This is a genomic window from Streptomyces sp. NPDC002698 (genome assembly GCF_042888945.1).
In the GTDB taxonomy this organism is placed as follows: domain Bacteria; phylum Actinomycetota; class Actinomycetes; order Streptomycetales; family Streptomycetaceae; genus Streptomyces.
On sequence record NZ_JBIAQM010000003.1, the window covers coordinates 349,795 to 368,736 of the forward strand.

Annotated in this window: 19 protein-coding genes; 14 read left to right on the forward strand and 5 right to left on the reverse strand. The window is 73.1% G+C overall.

What is annotated here, in order from left to right; genetic code table 11:
* The first annotated feature begins 102 nt into the window (after nucleotides 1-102).
* The 3 genes from ACFYW9_RS06365 to ACFYW9_RS06375 all read left to right on the forward strand — a co-directional run bounded on the left by ACFYW9_RS06365 (nucleotide 103) and on the right by ACFYW9_RS06375 (nucleotide 2,946).
* Nucleotides 103-957 (forward strand): SDR family oxidoreductase, encoded by an 855-nt coding sequence (locus tag ACFYW9_RS06365; protein ID WP_389145457.1) that lies wholly within the window; start codon nucleotides 103-105, stop codon nucleotides 955-957.
* A 264-nt stretch (nucleotides 958-1,221) separates the two neighbouring features.
* Nucleotides 1,222-2,322 carry an EamA family transporter RarD gene (gene rarD / locus ACFYW9_RS06370; RefSeq protein ID WP_389145460.1) on the forward strand — a complete coding sequence of 367 codons (1,101 nt, stop codon included), beginning with the start codon at nucleotides 1,222-1,224 and terminating at the stop codon, nucleotides 2,320-2,322.
* Between the two features lie 147 nt (nucleotides 2,323-2,469).
* Complete coding sequence (locus ACFYW9_RS06375; RefSeq protein ID WP_389145463.1) at nucleotides 2,470-2,946, forward strand: VOC family protein; 477 nt, start codon at nucleotides 2,470-2,472, stop codon at nucleotides 2,944-2,946.
* Between the two features lie 37 nt (nucleotides 2,947-2,983).
* Here the strand turns inward: ACFYW9_RS06375 and ACFYW9_RS06380 are convergent, their stop codons facing one another.
* From ACFYW9_RS06380 to ACFYW9_RS06390, 3 genes are read right to left on the reverse strand one after another with little or no spacing between them, the layout of a single operon-like run.
* Complete coding sequence (locus ACFYW9_RS06380) at nucleotides 2,984-5,035, reverse strand: hypothetical protein (RefSeq protein WP_389145466.1); 2,052 nt, start codon at nucleotides 5,033-5,035, stop codon at nucleotides 2,984-2,986.
* Between the two features lie 8 nt (nucleotides 5,036-5,043).
* Nucleotides 5,044-5,799, reverse strand: a complete 756-nt coding sequence (locus tag ACFYW9_RS06385; RefSeq protein WP_389145469.1) for a hypothetical protein — start codon at nucleotides 5,797-5,799, stop codon at nucleotides 5,044-5,046.
* Between the two features lie 14 nt (nucleotides 5,800-5,813).
* Nucleotides 5,814-6,848, reverse strand: a complete 1,035-nt coding sequence (locus tag ACFYW9_RS06390) for a peptidoglycan DD-metalloendopeptidase family protein (protein WP_389145471.1) — start codon at nucleotides 6,846-6,848, stop codon at nucleotides 5,814-5,816.
* 173 nt (nucleotides 6,849-7,021) lie between these two features.
* Here ACFYW9_RS06390 and ACFYW9_RS06395 point away from each other — a divergent pair, with 173 nt between their 5' ends.
* The 11 genes from ACFYW9_RS06395 to ACFYW9_RS06445 all read left to right on the forward strand — a co-directional run bounded on the left by ACFYW9_RS06395 (nucleotide 7,022) and on the right by ACFYW9_RS06445 (nucleotide 17,917).
* On the forward strand, nucleotides 7,022-7,642 hold the full coding sequence (locus ACFYW9_RS06395; protein ID WP_389145474.1) for a hypothetical protein: 621 nt from the start codon (nucleotides 7,022-7,024) through the stop codon (nucleotides 7,640-7,642).
* Complete coding sequence (locus ACFYW9_RS06400; RefSeq protein WP_351863155.1) at nucleotides 7,639-7,896, forward strand: hypothetical protein; 258 nt, start codon at nucleotides 7,639-7,641, stop codon at nucleotides 7,894-7,896. The genes ACFYW9_RS06395 and ACFYW9_RS06400 overlap by 4 nt, the downstream gene beginning before the upstream one ends.
* A 549-nt stretch (nucleotides 7,897-8,445) precedes the next feature.
* Nucleotides 8,446-8,745, forward strand: a complete 300-nt coding sequence (locus tag ACFYW9_RS06405; RefSeq protein ID WP_329301164.1) for a hypothetical protein — start codon at nucleotides 8,446-8,448, stop codon at nucleotides 8,743-8,745.
* A 39-nt stretch (nucleotides 8,746-8,784) separates the two neighbouring features.
* Nucleotides 8,785-9,555: a hypothetical protein gene (locus ACFYW9_RS06410; RefSeq protein WP_389145479.1), complete on the forward strand. Its 771-nt coding sequence runs from the start codon at nucleotides 8,785-8,787 to the stop codon at nucleotides 9,553-9,555.
* A gap of 1 nt (nucleotide 9,556) precedes the next feature.
* Complete coding sequence (locus ACFYW9_RS06415; RefSeq protein ID WP_351863151.1) at nucleotides 9,557-10,717, forward strand: hypothetical protein; 1,161 nt, start codon at nucleotides 9,557-9,559, stop codon at nucleotides 10,715-10,717.
* A 278-nt stretch (nucleotides 10,718-10,995) separates the two neighbouring features.
* The gene (locus ACFYW9_RS06420; protein WP_351863149.1) at nucleotides 10,996-12,489 is read left to right on the forward strand and encodes an SCO6880 family protein; all 1,494 of its coding nucleotides are present in this window, start codon (nucleotides 10,996-10,998) and stop codon (nucleotides 12,487-12,489) included.
* A gap of 32 nt (nucleotides 12,490-12,521) precedes the next feature.
* The gene (locus ACFYW9_RS06425; protein ID WP_389145788.1) at nucleotides 12,522-14,045 is read left to right on the forward strand and encodes an ATP/GTP-binding protein; all 1,524 of its coding nucleotides are present in this window, start codon (nucleotides 12,522-12,524) and stop codon (nucleotides 14,043-14,045) included.
* 239 nt (nucleotides 14,046-14,284) lie between these two features.
* A complete protein-coding gene (locus ACFYW9_RS06430; protein ID WP_389145484.1) occupies nucleotides 14,285-16,042 on the forward strand; it encodes a type IV secretory system conjugative DNA transfer family protein in 1,758 nt (585 codons plus the stop codon).
* Nucleotides 16,039-16,476 (forward strand): DUF4913 domain-containing protein, encoded by a 438-nt coding sequence (locus ACFYW9_RS06435; RefSeq protein WP_389145487.1) that lies wholly within the window; start codon nucleotides 16,039-16,041, stop codon nucleotides 16,474-16,476. The genes ACFYW9_RS06430 and ACFYW9_RS06435 overlap by 4 nt, the downstream gene beginning before the upstream one ends.
* A gap of 17 nt (nucleotides 16,477-16,493) precedes the next feature.
* Nucleotides 16,494-16,805, forward strand: coding sequence for a hypothetical protein (locus ACFYW9_RS06440; protein WP_389145490.1), 312 nt, complete (start codon nucleotides 16,494-16,496; stop codon nucleotides 16,803-16,805).
* Nucleotides 16,802-17,917 carry a zeta toxin family protein gene (locus tag ACFYW9_RS06445; RefSeq protein WP_389145493.1) on the forward strand — a complete coding sequence of 372 codons (1,116 nt, stop codon included), beginning with the start codon at nucleotides 16,802-16,804 and terminating at the stop codon, nucleotides 17,915-17,917. Before ACFYW9_RS06440 ends, ACFYW9_RS06445 begins: the two co-directional genes overlap by 4 nt.
* Before the next feature lie 77 nt (nucleotides 17,918-17,994).
* Here ACFYW9_RS06445 and ACFYW9_RS06450 read toward each other — a convergent pair whose 3' ends face one another.
* Complete coding sequence (locus ACFYW9_RS06450; protein ID WP_389145496.1) at nucleotides 17,995-18,552, reverse strand: hypothetical protein; 558 nt, start codon at nucleotides 18,550-18,552, stop codon at nucleotides 17,995-17,997.
* 28 nt (nucleotides 18,553-18,580) lie between these two features.
* Entirely contained in the window at nucleotides 18,581-18,790 is a 210-nt protein-coding gene (locus ACFYW9_RS06455) for a hypothetical protein (protein WP_389145499.1), read from the reverse strand.
* Nucleotides 18,791-18,942 lie beyond the last annotated feature (152 nt).

An 18,942-nucleotide genomic window follows, 5' to 3' on the forward strand; every position in this document is an offset into this window, starting at 1 on the left:
ATTACATCGAAGTACGTACCTTACTTCAAGGTGGGTACTTTCCATCAGTTAGTGCAGCTCCTAGGGTGAGTGACATCCGCACCCCACAAGGAGATGTACGCCATGAGCATCGTCGTCACCGGAGCCACCGGACACCTCGGCCGTCACGTGGTCGAGCAGCTGCTGGAGAAGGTCCCCGCCGAGGAGATCACCGCCGTCGTACGGGACGAGTCCAAGGCCGCCGACCTCGCGGCCCGCGGCGTACGGCTCGCGGTCGCCGACTACAACACGCCCAAGACCTTCGACGGCCTGTTCGCGAGCGGTGACAAGGTGCTGCTGATCTCGGGCAACGAGTTCGACAAGGGCCGCGTCGGGCAGCACCGGGTCGTCATCGACGCGGCCGGGGCGGCGGGCGTCTCCCTCCTCGCCTACACCAGCGCCCCCGGGAGCCTGACGGCCGCGCTGGCCGACGACCACCGCGCCACCGAGGACGCCCTGCTCGCCTCCGGGCTGCCCTACACGCTGCTGCGCAACGGCTGGTACCACGAGAACTACACCGAGAACCTCGCCCCGGTGCTCGCGCACGACGCCGTCGTCCAGGCCGCCGGCGAGGGCCGGATCGCCTCCGCGGCGCGCGCCGACTACGCCGCCGCCGCGGTCGCGGTGCTGACCGGCGAGGGGCACGAGAACAAGACGTACGAGCTGAGCGGCGACGAGGCGTGGGGCTTCGCCGAGTACGCCGCCGAGCTGAGCCGGCAGACCGGCAAGGAGATCGTCTACAACTCCGTCTCCCCCGAGGCCTTCGCCTCGATCCTGACCGGCGCCGGGCTGCCCGAGGTCCTCGCCGGGATCCTCGCGGGCGTCGACGTCTCCATCGAGAAGGGCGAGCTGGCCGCCACCACCGGCGACCTGTCCCGGCTCACGGGCCGCCCGACCACGCCGATCAGCGAGTCCGTCGCGGCGGCGCTGAAGGCTTGAGGTCCCGGCGACGCCGAAAGCCTGAGGTCCTGGCGACACCGAAGGCCTGAGGTCCCGGCGGCGCTGAAGGGCCGAGGTCCCGGCGGGCGCCGGGCGCCCGTCCCGCACACCCCGCCTGTCATGACCGTATGGCGATACGGGCATGACAGGCGGGGGCGTGCGGCGCTACCTTCTTTCATGCTGCACGGAAGTTCCCCGACCGCACGGGAGCTCCGGAGCGCGGGACGCGACAGTCGTCCGAGACCGTGGGAGAAGGAGACGCCGGTGGCCGGGAAGTCGAGGGGCGAGCAGCGCATAGGTCTGCTGAACGGCTTCGCGGCGTACGGGATGTGGGGGCTCGTCCCCCTCTTCTGGCCGCTGCTGAAGCCCTCCGGAGCGATCGAGATCCTCGCCCACCGGATGGTGTGGTCGCTGGCGGTGGTCGGTGTCCTGCTGCTGGCGACACGGCGCTGGGCCTGGGCGGGCGAGCTGCTGCGGCAGCCGCGCAAGCTGGCGCTGATCACGGTCGCGGCGGCGGTCATCACCGTCAACTGGGGCGTCTACATCTGGGCGGTCAACTCCGGGCACGTGGTCGAGGCCTCGCTGGGCTACTTCATCAACCCCCTGGTCACCATCGCGATGGGCGTGCTGCTTCTCAAGGAGCGGCTGCGGCCGGTGCAATGGGCCGCCGTGGGCGTCGGCGCCGCGGCCGTCCTCGTCCTGACGATCGGCTACGGCCGCCCGCCGTGGATCTCCCTCTGCCTCGCCTTCTCCTTCGCCACCTACGGCCTGGTGAAGAAGAAGGTCAACCTCGGCGGCCTCGAATCGCTCGCCGCCGAGAGCACGATCCAGTTCCTGCCGGCGCTGGCGTATCTGCTGTGGCTGGGCTCGCGGGGCGACGCCACGTTCACCGCGCAGGGGCCGGGGCACGCCGCGCTGCTCGCGGCGACCGGTGTGGTCACCGCGATCCCCCTGATCTGCTTCGGTGCCGCCGCGATCCGCGTGCCGCTGTCCACCCTGGGCCTGCTCCAGTACATGGCGCCCGTGTTCCAGTTCCTCCTCGGCATCTTCTACTTCCACGAGGCCATGCCGGCCGAGCGGTGGGCCGGGTTCGCGCTGGTGTGGCTCGCGCTGTCGCTCCTGACGTTCGACGCGCTGCGCGCCGCGCGGCGGGGTGCGCGTGCCCTGCGGGAAGCGGCCCGCGCGGACTCGGCGGCGACGGCCGCCACGGGTACCGCCGCCGGCACCGGGGCGGTTGCCGCGGGGACCGTCGCCGAGATCGCGGAGGTCGCCGCCGTCGCCGCGGGTACGGCGCCCGAGGGCGCGGGAATCGCCGCCGACATCGTCGGATCCGCCGGTCAGGCCGGTACACGCGGCACCCGGTGACGAACGGGCGGCCGCGGCCGCCCGTGGTCACGGCCGCGCCCGGGCCCGGGCCCCGGGCGAACCGGCGGCCCCTCCTCCCGTACGACATGAGGGCGGGCCCGGCGCGTGACCTTGCCCGCCCGCCGGACACCCACTATGAGTGGCTCCATGACGCCGACTCCCGTGCCCGCGCCCGCACCCGTCCACTGGAAACTCGTCATCGACTCCGCGGATCCGCACGCGCAGGCCGACTTCTGGTCCGCCGCGCTCGGGTACACGGTCGAGGACAACAGCGCCTTCATCGAGCGGCTGCTGAGCCTCGGCGCCCTGCCGGCCGAGGCGACCGTCGACTTCCACGGCCGCCGGGCCTTCCGGGACCTGATCGCCGTACGGCATCCCGATGACCCGTACGACGAGGAACGCGGTACCGGCCTCGGGCGGCGCCTGCTGTTCCAGCGGGTCCCCGAACCCAAGACGCACAAGAACCGGCTCCACCTCGACCTGCATCCCGGCGACGGGCACCGCGCCGCCGAGGTCGAGCGTCTGACGTCGCTGGGCGCCGACGTCCTGCGCGAGGTGAAGGAACCCGCGGGCGAGTGGGTCGTGATGACGGACCCCGAGGGCAACGAGTTCTGCGTCCACTGAGACCGGGGCGACGGCTCCGCCCCGGCCGCTCAGCTCCTCACTCGCCGTGGGCGCGGGGCGCCCTGGCGTACGGGTTGTCCGCGGCGAGACGGGCTCGTTCCGCGAGGCGGATCATGCGGGTGCGGGCCGATTCGAGCTGTTCGAGGTCGTCGGCGGCGGGGCCGTCGTCGGCCGCGAGCTCGGTCCACAGTCCGATCAGGTCCCGCCCGAGGTGCAGGCCCTGGAGGGGATCGCGGACGGCGCGCCACGCGGCGGCCGCGCTCTGGACGTTGCCGTAGGCGGCCCCGGAGTCCCGGTGACGTCGGCGAACCCTCGCGAGATCCAGCGAGAGATGGAACGACCTGAGCGCGTCACCGGCCAAGTAGGCGATGTACGAGGTCAGTTCGCGCAGCTTCAGCACCTCGGGGTGCTCTTGGCCCAGCGACTGCGCCGCCTCCGCGACGGCACGCTCCGCCATGCCCGCGGCGGCCTCGATGCGGCCCATCTTCACGGCCTCGTTGATCCGGGCGACGGGCTCGGCGAGGAACGCCGACGCGGCGTCCCGTTCCGCGGCCGGCTCCTGCGGACTCGGCGCGAGCACCGCCTCCGCCACGGCGTCGAAGCCGCGGGCGGGGGTCGGCTTCGGATCCGGTTCCGGCTCCGGGCCGAGCAGCGACAGGGCCTCCATCGCGGAAGCGGGCTTCCGCTCCGGAACGGCCGCCTTCGGCTCGGGGGCGCGCTCCGGTTCCGGGGCCGGTCCGGTCACCGGAGCCGGGCCGAACTCCCCCGTCGGAGCGGGCGCCGCGGTGGCCGCCGACTCCGGCACCGCCCGCAGGACACGCGTCGACGCGGCCCCGGGCAGCGGCTTCGGTTCCGGTACCGCCCGCAGGACGAAGGTGGACGGCGTGGGAGTACCGGGCACGGCGGGGTCGGCCGCGGGCACCTGATCGGGGCCCGCGGCAGGATCGGCGGCACCACCGTTCGCCGGGCCGGCCCCCGCACCGGCGTCCCTTCCGGGATCCGCGGTGACGACCGGCTCGACCCTCGCCGCGGGGGCGGGGGCGGGCACGGACGCGAACCCGGGCATCGGCGCGGGCGCAGTGGCGGGCACGGATTCCGGGGATGCCGGCCGCACGGACTGCGGCTGGGACTGGGGCTGGGGCTGCGGCTGGGACTGGGACTGGGGTTGCGGCACGAACTCCGCCGTCACCGCCGGCTCCGGCCTGCGCACCGGCGCGGGCCGCGGCTCCGCGACGGGTTCCGGGCGCACCGACGGCTCGGGCGCGGGCGGCGCCACGGGCGGGTACTCAGGTGCGGGCGCGTGCACCGCCTCGGGCGTCGTGGCCGGGGCGGACGGTGTCCCGGTCTCCGGTCCCGGGAGCGGGCGCGCAGGTGGTTCCGGCACCGCGCGCAGGAGGAACGTCGCCTTGTCCCGGCGCGGAACGGCCGGTGCCTCCGGGACCTCCGGAGCGTGTACGGGCGGCTCGGCGGACACCGCCTCGGCGGACACCGGGACGGGCGGAAGCGGCGGAGCCGGCGCCTCCGGACGTCGCTGAGCCGGTGGCTCCGGGCGCTGGTCCCGAACCGACGGCCGCGGGCGCCGCTCATGGGGCGGGGGCTCGGTGAAGGTGCGGGTCGGGGGGTTCGGGTGGCCCTCGGGCGGGGTGTGGCGGTGCTCCTGGGGCGGAAGGTGCGGGCGCCCCTCGGGCCGAGGCTCGCGCGACCGCACGGGCGGCGCGGGAGGTGCCACACGTACCGGCTCCGCCGTGTAGCGGCTGGAACCGTCGACGTGCACCTGGAGCGGTACGACGAAGCCGATGCGTTCGTCGTGGATGCTGGCCAGCACCGGGTGGCCGGTGGCGAGGGCGAGGCGGTGCAGGTAGTTCAGGATCGCGCCCTGGACCGTCTCGCCGGGCGCGGCCACGACCGGCATCCCGCCGACCGTGGCACAGCCCCGCGCCCCGGCGGCCCCGGACGCCACCGCGGCGTCCGCGGACGCCGGTACGTGCACCTCGATCGGCGTCATCCCGGCGGTCGGCTGCCCCCCGGCACCGGCCGTCGAGCGCTGCCGCTTGAGTTCCCGCTTCTGTTCGCGGCTGAGTCGAGACATCGGTTCCCTCACGAAGGGGTGGTCGAGGACGGGTTCGAGGACATCGTCGGGGCCGGGGGCGAGGCCGGCGTCGAGGACGGGGAGGCCGACGGCGGGGGAGGCGGGTCCGCCGCTTCCACGGTCGTCACGTCGGCGACGCGCCACGGACGGCCGCCACCCGCCCGGGTGAGCTTGAGGTAGACGTTGGCGCGCGGACCCGTGCCCGTCCAGCCGTCGCGGCCGTGGGCCGTGCCCTCCACGACGAGAGCGCGGTAGGCCAGGACGGACGTGTCGGCGGGACCGTCGGCGTCGTCGTCCGCGGTCACGTCCACCGTGATCCAGGCCCGGTGACCGGCCCAGGTGTTCCACTCGGCGCCCGCCCCGCTCGCGGGGTGGTACGACCGCTCGGCCGCGGCCTTGGACGCGGTGAACCAGCGCGCGGAACGCAGCACGGCGTCGTGGGGACCGTAGTCGTACTTCGTGTCATAGCCGTACGCCACCTCCGCCCACGCCTCCGATACTGCCGTCGCGTCCGTCCCGTCGACACCCGACGGGCTCGGCACGTGTGCGTCCGTGCCCAGCGGCCTGCCCGGCGGGAGGGACGCCTTCGGTGCCACGGACGGCACCACGGAGGGCGACGAACCCGGCACGCCCACGTCATCACGATGGTCCCGCAGGCCACAGCCCGTCAACGCCAGGACCCCGGCCACGGACACGACCGCCAGCGCGGCGAACGTCCCGCGTGCCCCCGTACGGACCGCTGTACCCGTCCGTGTCGTCCTCATACTCGCCTCCCTCCTCACTTCAGCCCCAGCCAGGGTGCCGGATCCACGTACGTTCCGTTCCGCTGGACCTCGAAGTGCGCGTGCGGCCCTGTCGAGAGACCGGTGGAGCCCACCTCGCCCACCTTCTGGCCGACCTGCACGTGCTGGCCGACGTGCACGCTGAGGTTCCGCATGTGGTTGTAGGTCGTCGAGACGCGGTCGCCGTCGATGGTCCCGTGCGAGATGACCACGCGGTTGCCGTAACCGTTGGACCAGCCCGCGAAGGTGACCGTGCCGCCCCGGGCCGCCTTGAACGTCGTGCCCAGCGGCGCCGCGAAGTCGATGCCGGTGTGCAGCTTGTAGACGTGCTTGATCGGGTGGAAGCGCATGCCGAACGGCGAGGTCACGCGCGGGCGGCCGGAGAGCGGCATCGCCAGCTCCTGGCCGGCGGGAATCGTGCCCGGCGGATCGTCCACCGACTCGTACTTGGGTATCAGGGACTTGATGCGGGCGACGTAGTTCCGGGTCTCGGTGTACGGCGGCATGCCGTGGTACTGGTGCACCGCGCCGGGACCCGCGTTGTACGCCGCGAGCGCGAGGTCGAGGGTCTCGCCGCTCGCCTCGCCGCGGTTCTTGTACCCCTCGACCGTCTTGGCGAGGGCACAGTCGTAGCGGCCCTGGGCCATGATCGCGTCACCGGGATCGTACGGAGAGGCCCGGCCGTTGCCGTCGTCGTCCTTGCCCCAGCTCGGCCAGGTCCCCGGCATGAACTGCGACAGGCCCTCGGCACCCACGGGGGAACGGGCGTTGGGGTTCCAGCCCGACTCCGCCTCGATCTGCGCGGCGATGACCGCCGGCTTGATGACGTCGCACATGGCACCCGCCTTGAGCACCCAGGGAACGTAACTCGCGGGCACGGCACCGTCCTTCAGCCCCCCGCCCGCGCCGTACCCCGGGTCCTCCTCGCTCGACGCCCCGCTCACCGCGACCATCATGACCACCGGCATGAGCACGGCGGCCAGACAGCCGCCCACCACCCAGGTCATGGTGGATCCGCCCCCGTTGGACATCGGCCCCCCTCAGCCTCATGTTCCGGTCGTGCACATGCCGTCGAGTCTCTCGGTTCCCACCCGATTCCCGCGTCACCACGGCGTCACAGACTCGTCCCAGGAACTCACGCCCCGTTACCCAACTCGCCCGGGCGCCGGGAGGATCGGTGCACCGACGAGGAAAGAGAGCACCCATGCAGGGGATCGAGGGGGTGGCGATGCGGGCGAACGAGGGGGTGGCCGTGCGCGGGAGCGAGGGAGTGCCGCCGCGCGGGAGCGACGGCGCGGTGCCGTACGGGAACGGGCCGGGCGGGCCCGGGATATGGATACGCGGGGCGGTCGGAGAACCGGAACAACCGCCGCAGCAGTACGAGGAGGACCACCGGCTCGTCGCACGCGCACGGCGGTTCTCCTGGGTCGCCACGCACGGCGGAGCCGGTTCCTCCACGCTCGCCACCGTCTTCGGCGGCCATGACGCGGGCCGCGACTGGCCCCGGCCGGACCGGGGCGATCCGACCTCGGTCCTGCTCGTCGGCCGTACGCACGCGGCGGGCCTGGACGCCGTGTCGCACACCCTCGACATCTTCCGCCGGGGCGACGCGCCGCCGGGACTCGATCTCGACGCCATCGTCCTGGTCGCGGACGCGCCCGGCCGGCTGCCGCGTCAGCTCACCCAGCGCGTCAAGGTGATCAACTCGGTCATCGACGTCTACCGGGTGCCGTGGATGCCCGCGTGGCGCACCGGAGACCTCACCGGACCGCTGCCCCGCGAGGCGGCCTCCCTGGCCCGGCTGACGGGAAGGACCGCTCCATGACCACCCTGCACGCACTCGCCGCCACCCAGCTGGCCGTGAACACGGACGTCACCGAGGAGCTCGACAAGGTCCTCGGCATCATCGCCTGGCTCGTGACCGCCGCCGGTGTGGCGGGACTGATGCTCGTGGGCTCCCGGATGGCGCTGGCCGTCAAGTCCGGTGAGTTCGAGGAGCACTTGAACCAGTTCCTGATGGTGCTGGGCGCCTGTGTCATCGGCGCCACGGCGGGACCGATCGTCGGTTTCGTGCTCTGAGCCGCCCGTCGCGGGTCGGAGGCGACCCGCCGCACGGGGGGACGCCGTCCGGCGGAGGCCATCCACCCTCCGGCGGACGCCATCCACCTTGCCGCGGAGACCATCCCCACCCCGGTGGACGTCATCCACCTTGCCGGGGACACCATCCACCCCCGGCGGACGCCGTCCGCCGTCCGCCGCCTGCCGTCTGCCGTCCGACGTCCGACGCTCGCGCGCGTCGCGGAGATCCCCTGAGGCGCCATCGCATCTGATGGTGCCTCAGTTTTTCTCACGCCTCCCACCTCGTCTTTCATGACGGTCTCTTCCCGTCTGTCACGGACACGTCACCGACAGGTGCTGGATTCCCACATCGCTTGGCCCCGGCCCACGGAAGTCGCCAAGCTCACTGTGCACCGGGAACCCAGGGCGTCCCACGGATCTTCACCGCCCTCAAGTACCGCTCACGGCAAGCACGTACCGCTCGTACCGAGCAAGTGCCGCTCAGACCCGGCCAGTTCCGCACCCGTCCAGGACGTGTGCGCGGGCAGCCGGCCACATCGGGGAGAGACCATGTTCAAGGCGATAGCAGCCCAGGCCCACCAGTACGTCTATCTGGCGGACGGGAAGATCCCCAACCCGAACCGCGACGCGCCGAACGCGCTGACCGGCAAGGTCGACACCGTCCTCGGCATCCTCGCCTGGGCCGGCACCGCGGCGGGCGTCGCGGGTGTGCTCATCACCGGCGCCATGATGGCGATCTCGATGCGCCGCGGCGAGGGCTCCGAGCACATGGGCCGCCTCGGCATGGTGCTCGGCGGCTGTGTCCTGGTGGCCACCGCGGGCCCCGTCGTCACCTTCGTCTTCGCCTGACCGACGCCTCGTCAGAGCCTGAGCGAAGGGAGCGCAACCATGCTGAACTCCGGTCGGCCCCAAGGGGGCAGCGGGGAGTGGGAGCAGCCGTTCTGGCAGCAGCGGAGCTGGGTCCTGTCGGCCGGGTTCCTGCTGGTGCTGCTCGTGCTCGCCGGTGCCACGATGCTCAGCGGAGGCGACGGGGCACCGGCCGACGCGTCGGGCGGCGGCGATCCCGCCCCCTCCGCGGACGCGGACCGGGACCGCGGCGGGCGGGCGGACACCCGCCCCGCCGGCTGCCGCACCGACGACAGCGACCAGGCCAAGCCCACCCGGGCCCCGAAGGACTTCAAGTGGAAGGCCGACGGGACGGGTCTGGTGCCGGTCTCGGGAACGGTGGGCCCGCTCACGTTCGACGGACCGGTCTGGTCCTGCTTCGCCCACACACCGATGGGCTCCGTCATGGCCGCCCACACCATCACCGACCATCTGAGCTTCCCGGGCTGGCGCGAGGTCGTCGACCGGCAGGTCGTTCCCGGCGCGGGCCGCGACGCGCTCGTCGCGAGCCGTACCGCGGCGGGCGACAGGCCGACCTCGGGCGAGGCCGACGGAGGCGGTTACGCCGGCTTCACCGTCCTGTCGTACGACAAGGAGAAGTCGACCGTGATGTTCGTGGTGCGGGTCCCCGGCAAGGGCTCCTACGGCACCGCGTCGGTGACGCTGCGCTGGCTGGACGGCGACTGGAAACTCTCGCCCGACGCCGACGGGACCGTCTACTCGGGCATGTCGCAGATCAGCGGCACCAAGGGCTTCGTCACCTGGGAGGCGTGAGATGGCTTGTTCCTGGCGGATGTACGACTGTGTGATCGACGAGGTCGGCTCACAGTTCACCGACGGTGCCGTCGTCGCCTTCGCCAAGGCGATCGGCGACGCGACCACGGAAACGCTCAAGGCGCTCAACGGCGTGTGGATGAACGTCAGCGCGGGAGACGCCTCCGGGCCCATCGCCAAGATCGACGCGGAGGTGGACTGGCTCGTCGGCTACGTGGCCGTGGCCTCGCTGCTGATCGCGGCGATCCGCATGGCGCTGGAGCGCAAGGGCCAGCCGATGAAGCAGGCGTTCATGGGGATGTGGAAGGTCATCCTCGTCGGCGCGGTCGCGGTGACGGTGGTCCAGGCACTCACCCATGCCTCCGACGTGTACGCGCAGGACGTGTACAACAAGGCCGCTCTCGGCGACAAGGCGAAGACGATGCTCGGTGTGCTGTCCCTCGACCAGCCGGGCCTCATCCTCGTCTTCGGCCTGCTGGTGATGCTGTCGTGCTTCGTGCAGATCTGCCTGATGTACATCCGCATCGGCGTCATGATCACGCTCGTCGGCACACTGCCGCTGGCCGCGGCCTCCTCGATGACCGGGTGGGGCGAGGGCTGGTGGAAGAAGCACGTCGGCTGGCTCGCGGCCTGGCTGCTGTACAAACCGGCGGCCGCGCTGATCATCTACTCGGCCACGTCGATGACCGACGATACCGAGGACCTCGGCGGTACCGAGAAGCTCAACCAGACCATCGCCGGCCTCGGCATGCTGATCCTGGCGGTGTTCGCCCTGCCGGCCCTGCTGAAACTGATCGTTCCGGCGACCGCGGCCCTGGGCGGCACCTCGGGCGGCACGGTCACCGTGAACGCGGTCAACAACGTCGCCACCGGCGCCGTCAGCATCGCCGCGGGCGGTGCCGGCGGCGGTGGCGGGGGCGCCCCCGGTCCACAGGGCTCGCCGTCCGCGGGCGCCGGAGCTCCGGCGGGCGGTGGCGCGGGTGGCGCGGGTGCGGCCGGTGGCGCGGCGGCGGGCGGTGCGGCCGCCGCGGGCGCGGCCACGGGCGGCGCGACCCTCGCCGTACAGGCCGCGGCGGTCGCCGTGCAGACCGGTGTCGCGGCGGCCAGCGAGGTGGCCAACTCCCTGAACGACAACGACGGGATGAAGGGCCACAACCAGTAGGCGGCCACGGGGCCGCGGAGCCATGAGGCTTCAGGAGTTCCAGGAGTTCCAGGAGTTCCAGGAGGTCCGGGAGATCCGGGAGATCCGGGAGCCATGAGGCTTCAGGAGTTCCGGGGCTCCGGAAGTCCGGGACCCGCGACTCCGGTGCCGGCCGGTCCGAGCCCCCGGAAGGCCGGGGCGGCGCGCGAGCCGACGTCTCAGGACCGGCCACCGCCGCCCCGGAACTCCCCCCGTCACCAGTCACGTATCCAGCGCTTCGAGCCGGAAGAAGGAACCCCATGTCCACCGACGCCATGACGCGTCCCACGTACGGGAACTGGCGCAGGCCCCGCCGTCCCGGACTCGGTCCGCTGGGCCTGCTCGGCACCGTCGTCGCCTTCGGCGGACTGCTGGTGGCACTGCTGGCTTCGCTGGTCTCGCTGAGCGCCGCGATCGTCGTCCTCGTACCGGTCGGGCTCTTCCTCGCCCCGCTGGCGCTGCGCACGGTCGACGGCCGCAACGTCTACCAGGTCCTCGCGATCCGGATCGGGTGGGCGCGGCGCAGGTCGGCCGGCTCGCACACCTACCTCTCGGGGCCGCTGTCCAAGCGCCCCGGCGGCCGCTACCAGCCGCCCGGACTGCTGGCGCGCACACGGATGCACGAGGGCCGCGACGCCTACAACCGTTCCTTCGGCGTGCTGCACCACCCGGGCCGCGGCCTGTACACGGTGGTGCTGGCCTGTGAACCGGACGGCGGCTCGCTGGTCGACCCCTCCCAGGTCGACATCTGGGTGGCCTCTTGGGGCGACTGGCTCGCACGGCTCTCGCACGAGCCCGGCCTGCGCGGCGCCCAGGTGGTCGTGGAGACCGCCCCGGACACCGGGACCCGGCTCGCGGCCGAGGTGCTCCCCCGGATCTCCCCCGACGCGCCGGCCGCCGCGCGCGCCGTGATGGAGGAGGTCGTCGAGCGCTATCCGTCGGCGTCCTCCGAGATGCACACGTACATCGCCCTGACCTACGGCCCGACCGGCGGTCCCAGGCGGAGCACGGACGACATCGTCACCGATCTGTCGATGCGGCTGCCCGGACTGCTGTCCGGTCTGGTCGCGGCGGGCGGCGGCAGCGCCTACCCGCTGCCGGCCGACCGGCTCGCCGAGATCGTCCGGGTGGCGTACGACCCCGCCATCGCGCCCGATGTGCTCAGCGCCCGCGCCGAGCACGCCACGACCGGAGTGGAGTGGGGTGACGCGGGCCCGGCGGCGACCGTGGAGACCGTCACCTCGTACAAACACGACTCGGGTGTCTCGCGCACCTGGATGCTGACGCTCGCGCCCCGCGGCACGGTCCGCTCCAGTGTGCTGCGCGGGCTCCTCGAACCGGCCCCGGGCACCCGGCGCAAGCGGGTCTCCCTGATCTACCGGCCCATCGACCCGGCCACCTCCGCCCGCATCGTCGAGTCCGACCGGCGCACCGCGCACTTCATGGCGGGATCGCGGCGCGGTCTCGTGCAGGCGCGGGCGAGTTCGGAGATGCAGGCCGCCGAGCAGACCGCGGCCGAGGAGGCGGCGGGCGCGGGGCTCGTGGAGTTCTCGCTGATGGTGACGGTCACCGTGGACGCCGAGGAGCAGTTGCAGGACGCGGGCATCACCGTGCGCAACCTCCAGGCCTCGTCCCGCATCCTGATGCGCCCCGCCGACCGTATGCAGGCCGCGGCCTTCACCTGCACGCTGCCGGTCGGCCTGCTCCCGTGGGAGCACACCCTCGTTCCGTACCAGATCAGGGAGGCACTGTGAGCAGGCGGCAGGCACAGGGGACACCGGGCACCCTGGGGACACCGGGCGCCCTGGGAGCACCGGCCACCGCGCCGCCGCGCGGCTGGTACGGCCCCGCGGGTGGCCAGGTCGGGCATGTCGACCCGCCCGCGCTGTGGCGCGCGACCACGGTGCAGGCGTGCGGGCTGTGGCCGTTCGCGGCCGGCTCCGGCGCGCCGATGACCGGGGTTCCGCTCGGGCAGCATCTGCATACCGGGGCGACGGTGTGCGGAGACCCCATCTCCTGGTTCACCCGGGCCCGTTACATCTCCAACCCGTCGCTCTTCATGCTGGGGATGCCGGGCCTCGGCAAGTCGACCCTGGTCAACCGCATGCTGATCGGCATGTCCGCCACGGGCATCACACCCCTGGTCCTCGGCGACCTGAAGCCCGACTACGCCGACACCGTACGGGCGCTGGGCGGCCAGGTGATCTCCATCGGACGCGGGGTCGGCGGCATCAACGTCCTCGACCCGGGCGCGATGGGCGAGGCGGCGGCCCGGATCGGCGGGGAGCGCGGCCGGATCCTGGCCGCGGAGGCGCACGGCCGGGTCCTGAACATGGTCGCGGCGCTGATCACCATCGTGCGCGGGCGTCCGATGGACGACCACGAGCAGTCGGTGCTGTCGGCCTGTCTGCACCATCTCGCGGAGCGTACGAAGCCGGGGCGGCCGCCGCTCCTGCCGGATCTGCTGAAAGTGCTGGACGAGGGGCCGGACCGGGTCCGGGCGGTGACGCTGGACCGCGGGAACGTGGCCCGCTACCAGGAGGCCGTGGACCCGCTGCACCGCTCGCTCCTCGGCGTGCTCGACGGCCCGCTCGGCGACACCTTCGCCACCGAGACGTCCACCCGGATCGACCCGGCGTCGCCCGCGGTCTGCGTGGACATCTCCCGGATCGGCGAGGCGGACACCCAACTGACGGCCGCGGCGATGCTCGCCGCCTGGTCGGACGGACTCGGCACGGTGGCCGCCGCGCACGCCCTCGCGGACGCCGGACTCGCCCCGCAGCGCTGGTTCTTCACCGTCCTCGACGAACTGTGGCGCCCTCTGCGGGCGGCCTCCGGCATCGTGGAACGGATCGACGCGCTGACCCGGCTGAACCGCTCGCTCGGCCTCGGCGACGCGAAGATCACCCACACCCTGAAGGACGCCGAGGCCCTCGGCAGCGAGTCCGACCGCGCGAAGGCACGGGGCTTCGTGGAGCGGGCGGGCATGGTCGTCTGCGCCGGTCTTCCGCGGTCGGAGATGCGGGAACTCGGCCAGATCGTCGGTATGTCCGAACGCGAGATCGAGCTCGTGTCCTCCTGGTCGTCCCCGCCCGGCTGGGCCAGCACCGGCGGCAACGAGGAGCCGCCGGGACGCGGACGCTTCCTGATCAAGGTCGGCGGCCGTCCCGGCATCCCGATCAAGGTGTCGATCACCGACACCGAGCGCGCACTGCACAACACGAACACCCGCTGGTCGGAGGCGGGCAAGCCGTCCCTGCACAAGGGTTCCGGCCCGTCCGGGACACGTTTCAGCCCGTCCGGGACTTGAGGCGGAGGAGAAATTCCAGCCCGTCCGGGACTTGAGGACGGAGAGGAAATCCCAACCCGTCCGGGACTTGAGGCAGAGGGGAAAACCCAGCCCTCCGGGACTTGAGAACGGAGGGGAAATTCCAGCCCGTCCGGCGTTTGAGGACCCGCGCGGAGCGCGGCGGGGGCCGGGGGCACCGCCCCCGGGATGGGACGGGCAGGGGCGGCGGGGGCGAGAAACATCCAACGGGGGGAGCAGAGATGAGCAGCACACGCAGGACAGGACCCGGAGCCGGGGAGGACCTCCTCCCCTGGATCGTGCCGGGGGTCGCGTTCCTCATCGGCACCGTGTTCCTGGGCGCATGGCTGGGCGGAACCCTGGGCGCGGCGGTGAGCGGCGCGGGCTGGCATCCGCCGCCGTTCGCCCTGTCCACCCTCTCGACCCTGGTGAAGGACGGCCCCGGCCCGCTGTGGCCGACGGCCTCGCCCACCGCGCTCGCCGCGGGCATGGCCACGGTCTTCGGGGCCGTCGTGGCGGCGATCACCGTCCTGATCGCGCTCGTACGACGCCGGCTGACCGCGCCCTCCGGTCTCGCGGGCCGCAAGGAGCTGGCCGGGCTCCTGCCCAAGGGCGCCGCGCGGCGGGCCCGCGAGCTCCGGCCGGGACTGGCCAAGCTGGGCAAGATCACCGCGGACGACGCCGGGAACCTGATCGGCGACCTGGAACCCCGTGGCCCGGAGCTGCGCTCCAGTTACGAGGACGTCGAGCTCGATCTGATGGCGCCCCGCGCGGGCAAGTCCACCGGCATCGCGGTCCCGCGCGTCCTGCGGGCCCGCGGCAGTGTGCTGCTGACGTCGAACAAGGCGGACGTGTACAGCGTGACGCGGGCGGAGCGCGAACGGGTGGGCCGGGTCTGGACGTTCGACCCCCAGGGCATCGCCCACACCCCGCGCGGCCTGTGGTGGGACATGCTCGCGGAGGCGGCCACGATCGAGGGTGCCCGCAGGCTGGCCGGGCACTTCGTCGGCGCGGTCAACGACGATGCGTCCCGCCGCGACTTCTGGATCTCGGCCGCCCAGAACACCCTCACCGCCCTCTTCCACGCGGCTCACCGCGGCGGACGGCCGATCGGCGAGGTCCTCGCCTGGCTGGCCGACCCGGCCGACCGCACCCCGGTCGACCTGCTGCGCGACGCCGGGATGACGGCGCTCGCCGACCAGTTGCAGGGCACCGTGCTGGGCGCGGTGGAGACCCGGGACGGCATCTACGAGACCAGCCGCCAGTGCGTGGCCTGTCTGCTCGACCCCGCGATCGCCGCGTGGGTGACCCCGGATCCCGCACTGCCGCAGTTCCTCCCCGACCGCCATGTGCTCTCCGCCGACACGCTCTATCTGCTCTCCAAGGACGGCGGCGGTTCGGCCGCCGGGGTCATCGCCGCGGCCGCGGACTCCGTACTGCGCGCCGGGGTCGTCGCCGCCGAACGGATGGGCGGACGCCTCGAACCGCCGATGACGGCCGTACTCGACGAGGCGGCGAACGTCTGCCGGATCTCCGATCTCCCCGACCTGTACTCGCACTTCGGCTCACGCGGCATCAACATCGTGACCCTGCTCCAGAGTTACCGGCAGGGCTCACGGGTCTGGGGCGAGGCGGGCATGGACGCGCTCTGGTCGGCCGCGACCATCAAGCTGCTCGGCGCGGGTCTGGACGACGCCGACTTCGTGGAGAAGGTCTCCCGGCTCGTCGGCGAGCACGACGTGTCGACGGTCAGCTGGTCCAGGAGCAGGGACGGACGGTCCCGGTCGACGTCGTACCGCCTGGAGCGCATCCTGCCCGCCGACCGCATCCGCGCGCTGCCCAAGGGCACCGCCCTGCTCCTGGCCACCGGCATCAGACCCGCCCTGGTCCGGCTCCGCCCCTGGTACGCCGAACCGGGCGCCGACCGCATCGCGACGGCGGCCCAGGCGGAGGTGAGGGCCATCACCGCCCGCGCGGCCGAGAGGATCACGACCCGATGAACGAGCGACAGCCCGCCGAAGCCCCGCCGTTCATCCTCTTCCTCGACGGACCCGAGTACGCCGAGGAGATGAGCCGGCTGGCCGTCTGGGTGAGCGACCTGCTCCTTCCCGTCTACGGCCGCGAGGTCACCTCGCAGCAGCCCTGGTGCCCCCGCTGGTGGGAGCACCAGGAGGCGGTCGCCCGGCTGCACGGGCTGTGGCTGGCCTGGCAGGAGCACACCGACCCGGCGGCGGGCGCGTCCGGGCCCGCCGTCTGGCACCGGGACCACCTCGGCGCCGTACTGTCCGAACTGCGCTCTCCCGGCGGCCCGTTCGCGGGCTGCAAAAGTGGAAGCCACCGCCCGAAGACGCCGCCCGCGGCCGAGTCGTACGAGGATGCCGTCGCCGCGTCCCGGCAGATCGACCCGGATCCGTACGAGACCAGTCTCTGGTAGACGAGGAATACCCCGCCATGAACGAAACCCCCGCACCCGGCACGTCCGCCGCCGGCTCGGCTCCCTCCCTGCGCGCCTACCTCGGCCTCTACGCCGCCGGATTCGTGGAGCGCGAGCGGATGATCACGACCGTCGCCGCCTGGCCCTTCGAGGCCGAGGAGGGTCTGGACGAGGGCCACCCCGAGCCGACCCACCAGGACAACACGCTCTCCGTGCTCGCCGCGGCGTGCCTGCTCGGGCAGGTGACCCGCGAGGACGTGGAGGAGATCCAGCGCAGGATCGACAGCCGGCCGGGCGGCCCGGCTGACGGGGCCGAGCGGCGGCCATGACCACGGGCGAAAGGCCGGAAGCCGGGCTCAGACCCGAATACCGGGCGCTGTACAGGGAGTTGCAGACCCGGATGTCACCGGGCGGCGATCTCGCGCCGGGCGGCACGGACACGTTCGGACAGTTCCGGCGCGGTGCGCTGTGGACTCCGGACCGCGAGCGGATGCACTCCGCGATCCTGGAGGAGTTCACGGCGCGCTGCGCGGGCCTGCCCCGCGACGGCCATGCCGCCCTGCTCACCGCCGGGGCGCCCGGCGCCGGGAAGGGCGGTGCGCTCCGCGGGCTCGGCGAATGGCAGGGGGGCGACGACGAACTGGGGCGGGCCCTGAAGCGGGCGCACGGCATCGACGTAGGCGACTACGTGGTCCTGGACCCGGACGCCTTCAAGGTGGCGATCTTCGAGCACGGAGGATCACCCCATCTGCCGCCACACGCGCGCGAGTTGTCCGACGGGCGGCCGGTAGCGCCGTCCGAGACGGCCTCGCTCACCCACCGCGAGTCGGCGTTCCTCCAGGACGTCTTCGAGCAGTGGGCCCGCGCCGAGGGCTACAACCTCCTCTACGACGCGACCCTTCGCGACCAGCGCTGGAACGAGAAGCTCCTCGGCGATCTGCGGGCCGACGGCTACGACCGGCGCGTCCTGCTCTCGGTCGAGGTCCCCGTCGAACAGTGCCTCGCCCAGAACGCCGGCCGCTGGCAGCACGGCCGCACGGAATTCGACGCGGGCCGCGACCGGTACGGCGGGCGCATGGCCCCCGAGGTCATGATCGAGGACCTGTACGCCCGGAGCACCTCGGGGCGCGGGTTCTCCGTCGGTCGCGAGAACGCGGAGAAGCTGGTCGAGGGAGGGCTGGCCACCGCGCTGATCACCTCGGAGCGGGGCGTGTTCGCCGCCGGGCGGCCCACGGGCGCGGCCCCGGTGTCCGGGCTCGGCGCCTCGCCCGCCCACCAGCAGGGCGACGCCACGATCCGGGTCGCCACCGCGGCACGTCTGCGGTCCGGCGGCGGGAGCACCGCCCCGGCGGCCGGACGGACACCGGGTGCGCCGGGCGCCACGGCTCCGGCCGCTTCCGCCGTACCGCGCGCCGCGCCCCGGCCCCCGCGAGCGCGGTGAGCGCCATGATCGCCGTGCGCCCGGTGTACGCCGGGAGCGCCGGGAGCGCCGGGAGCGCCGGGAGCACTGTCGAGCGGCTACGCGCCCGGCTGCGGGCCGACGTGGTCGACGCTCTCCAGGATGCGGCGCTTGCGGGCGACGTTCTCCAGGAGTGCGGCCCGTTCGAAGCGGTGCGGGCTCCTGTCGTACACCTCGCGGCCGCGCTCCGAGGTGAACAGTTCCCCGGGAACGCTGTCGGCGCCCCGCGGAAGGAACTTGAGGACTTCCTCGACCGCCGCGAGCGCGAACGCGGAGCCCTCGCGCTGCTGATGGCGCTCGGCGGGCGGGGTGTGCAGCAGCCTCAGTCCCGTGTCCGTGGCGACCTGGTCGCTGACCCACAGGAACTCCCCGGGGTCGATGATCCGCGAGGGCTCGGACCCGCCGAACGCCGGTGGCGCGGGCGGGAGTTCATCGGTGAGCCGGAAGGCGAAGGAACGGGCGCGGCCGCACTGGGGGCAGACGCCCTCGTACACCGCGACCAGCACACCGTCACGCTCGTCGAGACGGTGCTCGCGCTCGAAGCTCTCCGCCCCGCACGCGCACGCGTGCAGGTCCATGTAGAGGTGTGCTTCCTGCGTCGAACGGGCGGTCAGCATGCCGAGATCTTACGTGCCACGAGGCCGTTCAAGGGGGAAAGTGCCAGTGGACCAGGAACCGCTCGACCGCGGGAACGCCGGCCGTTCCGACCGGGCGGACGCCCGGCGCGACACCCAGGGGGATCGTCGGGGGGATGGCCGAGGCGATGCCCAGGGGGACCGTCGGGGAGATGTCCGAGGCGGCACCCAGGGGGACCGTCGGGGGGATGTCCCAGGACACGTCCAGGGGAATTCTCAAGGGGGTGCCCCGCCTGAAGCCTGGGGGGAGGTCCGCTCGGGCCTCCCCGGCGCGGGTACGGGGCCGCGCGCGGAGCCCGTCGTCGTCACCGCGACCGACGTCGCGGGCAGCCGCTTCGTCTCGGGCACCGGCGCCGCGCCCGATCCCGGGCG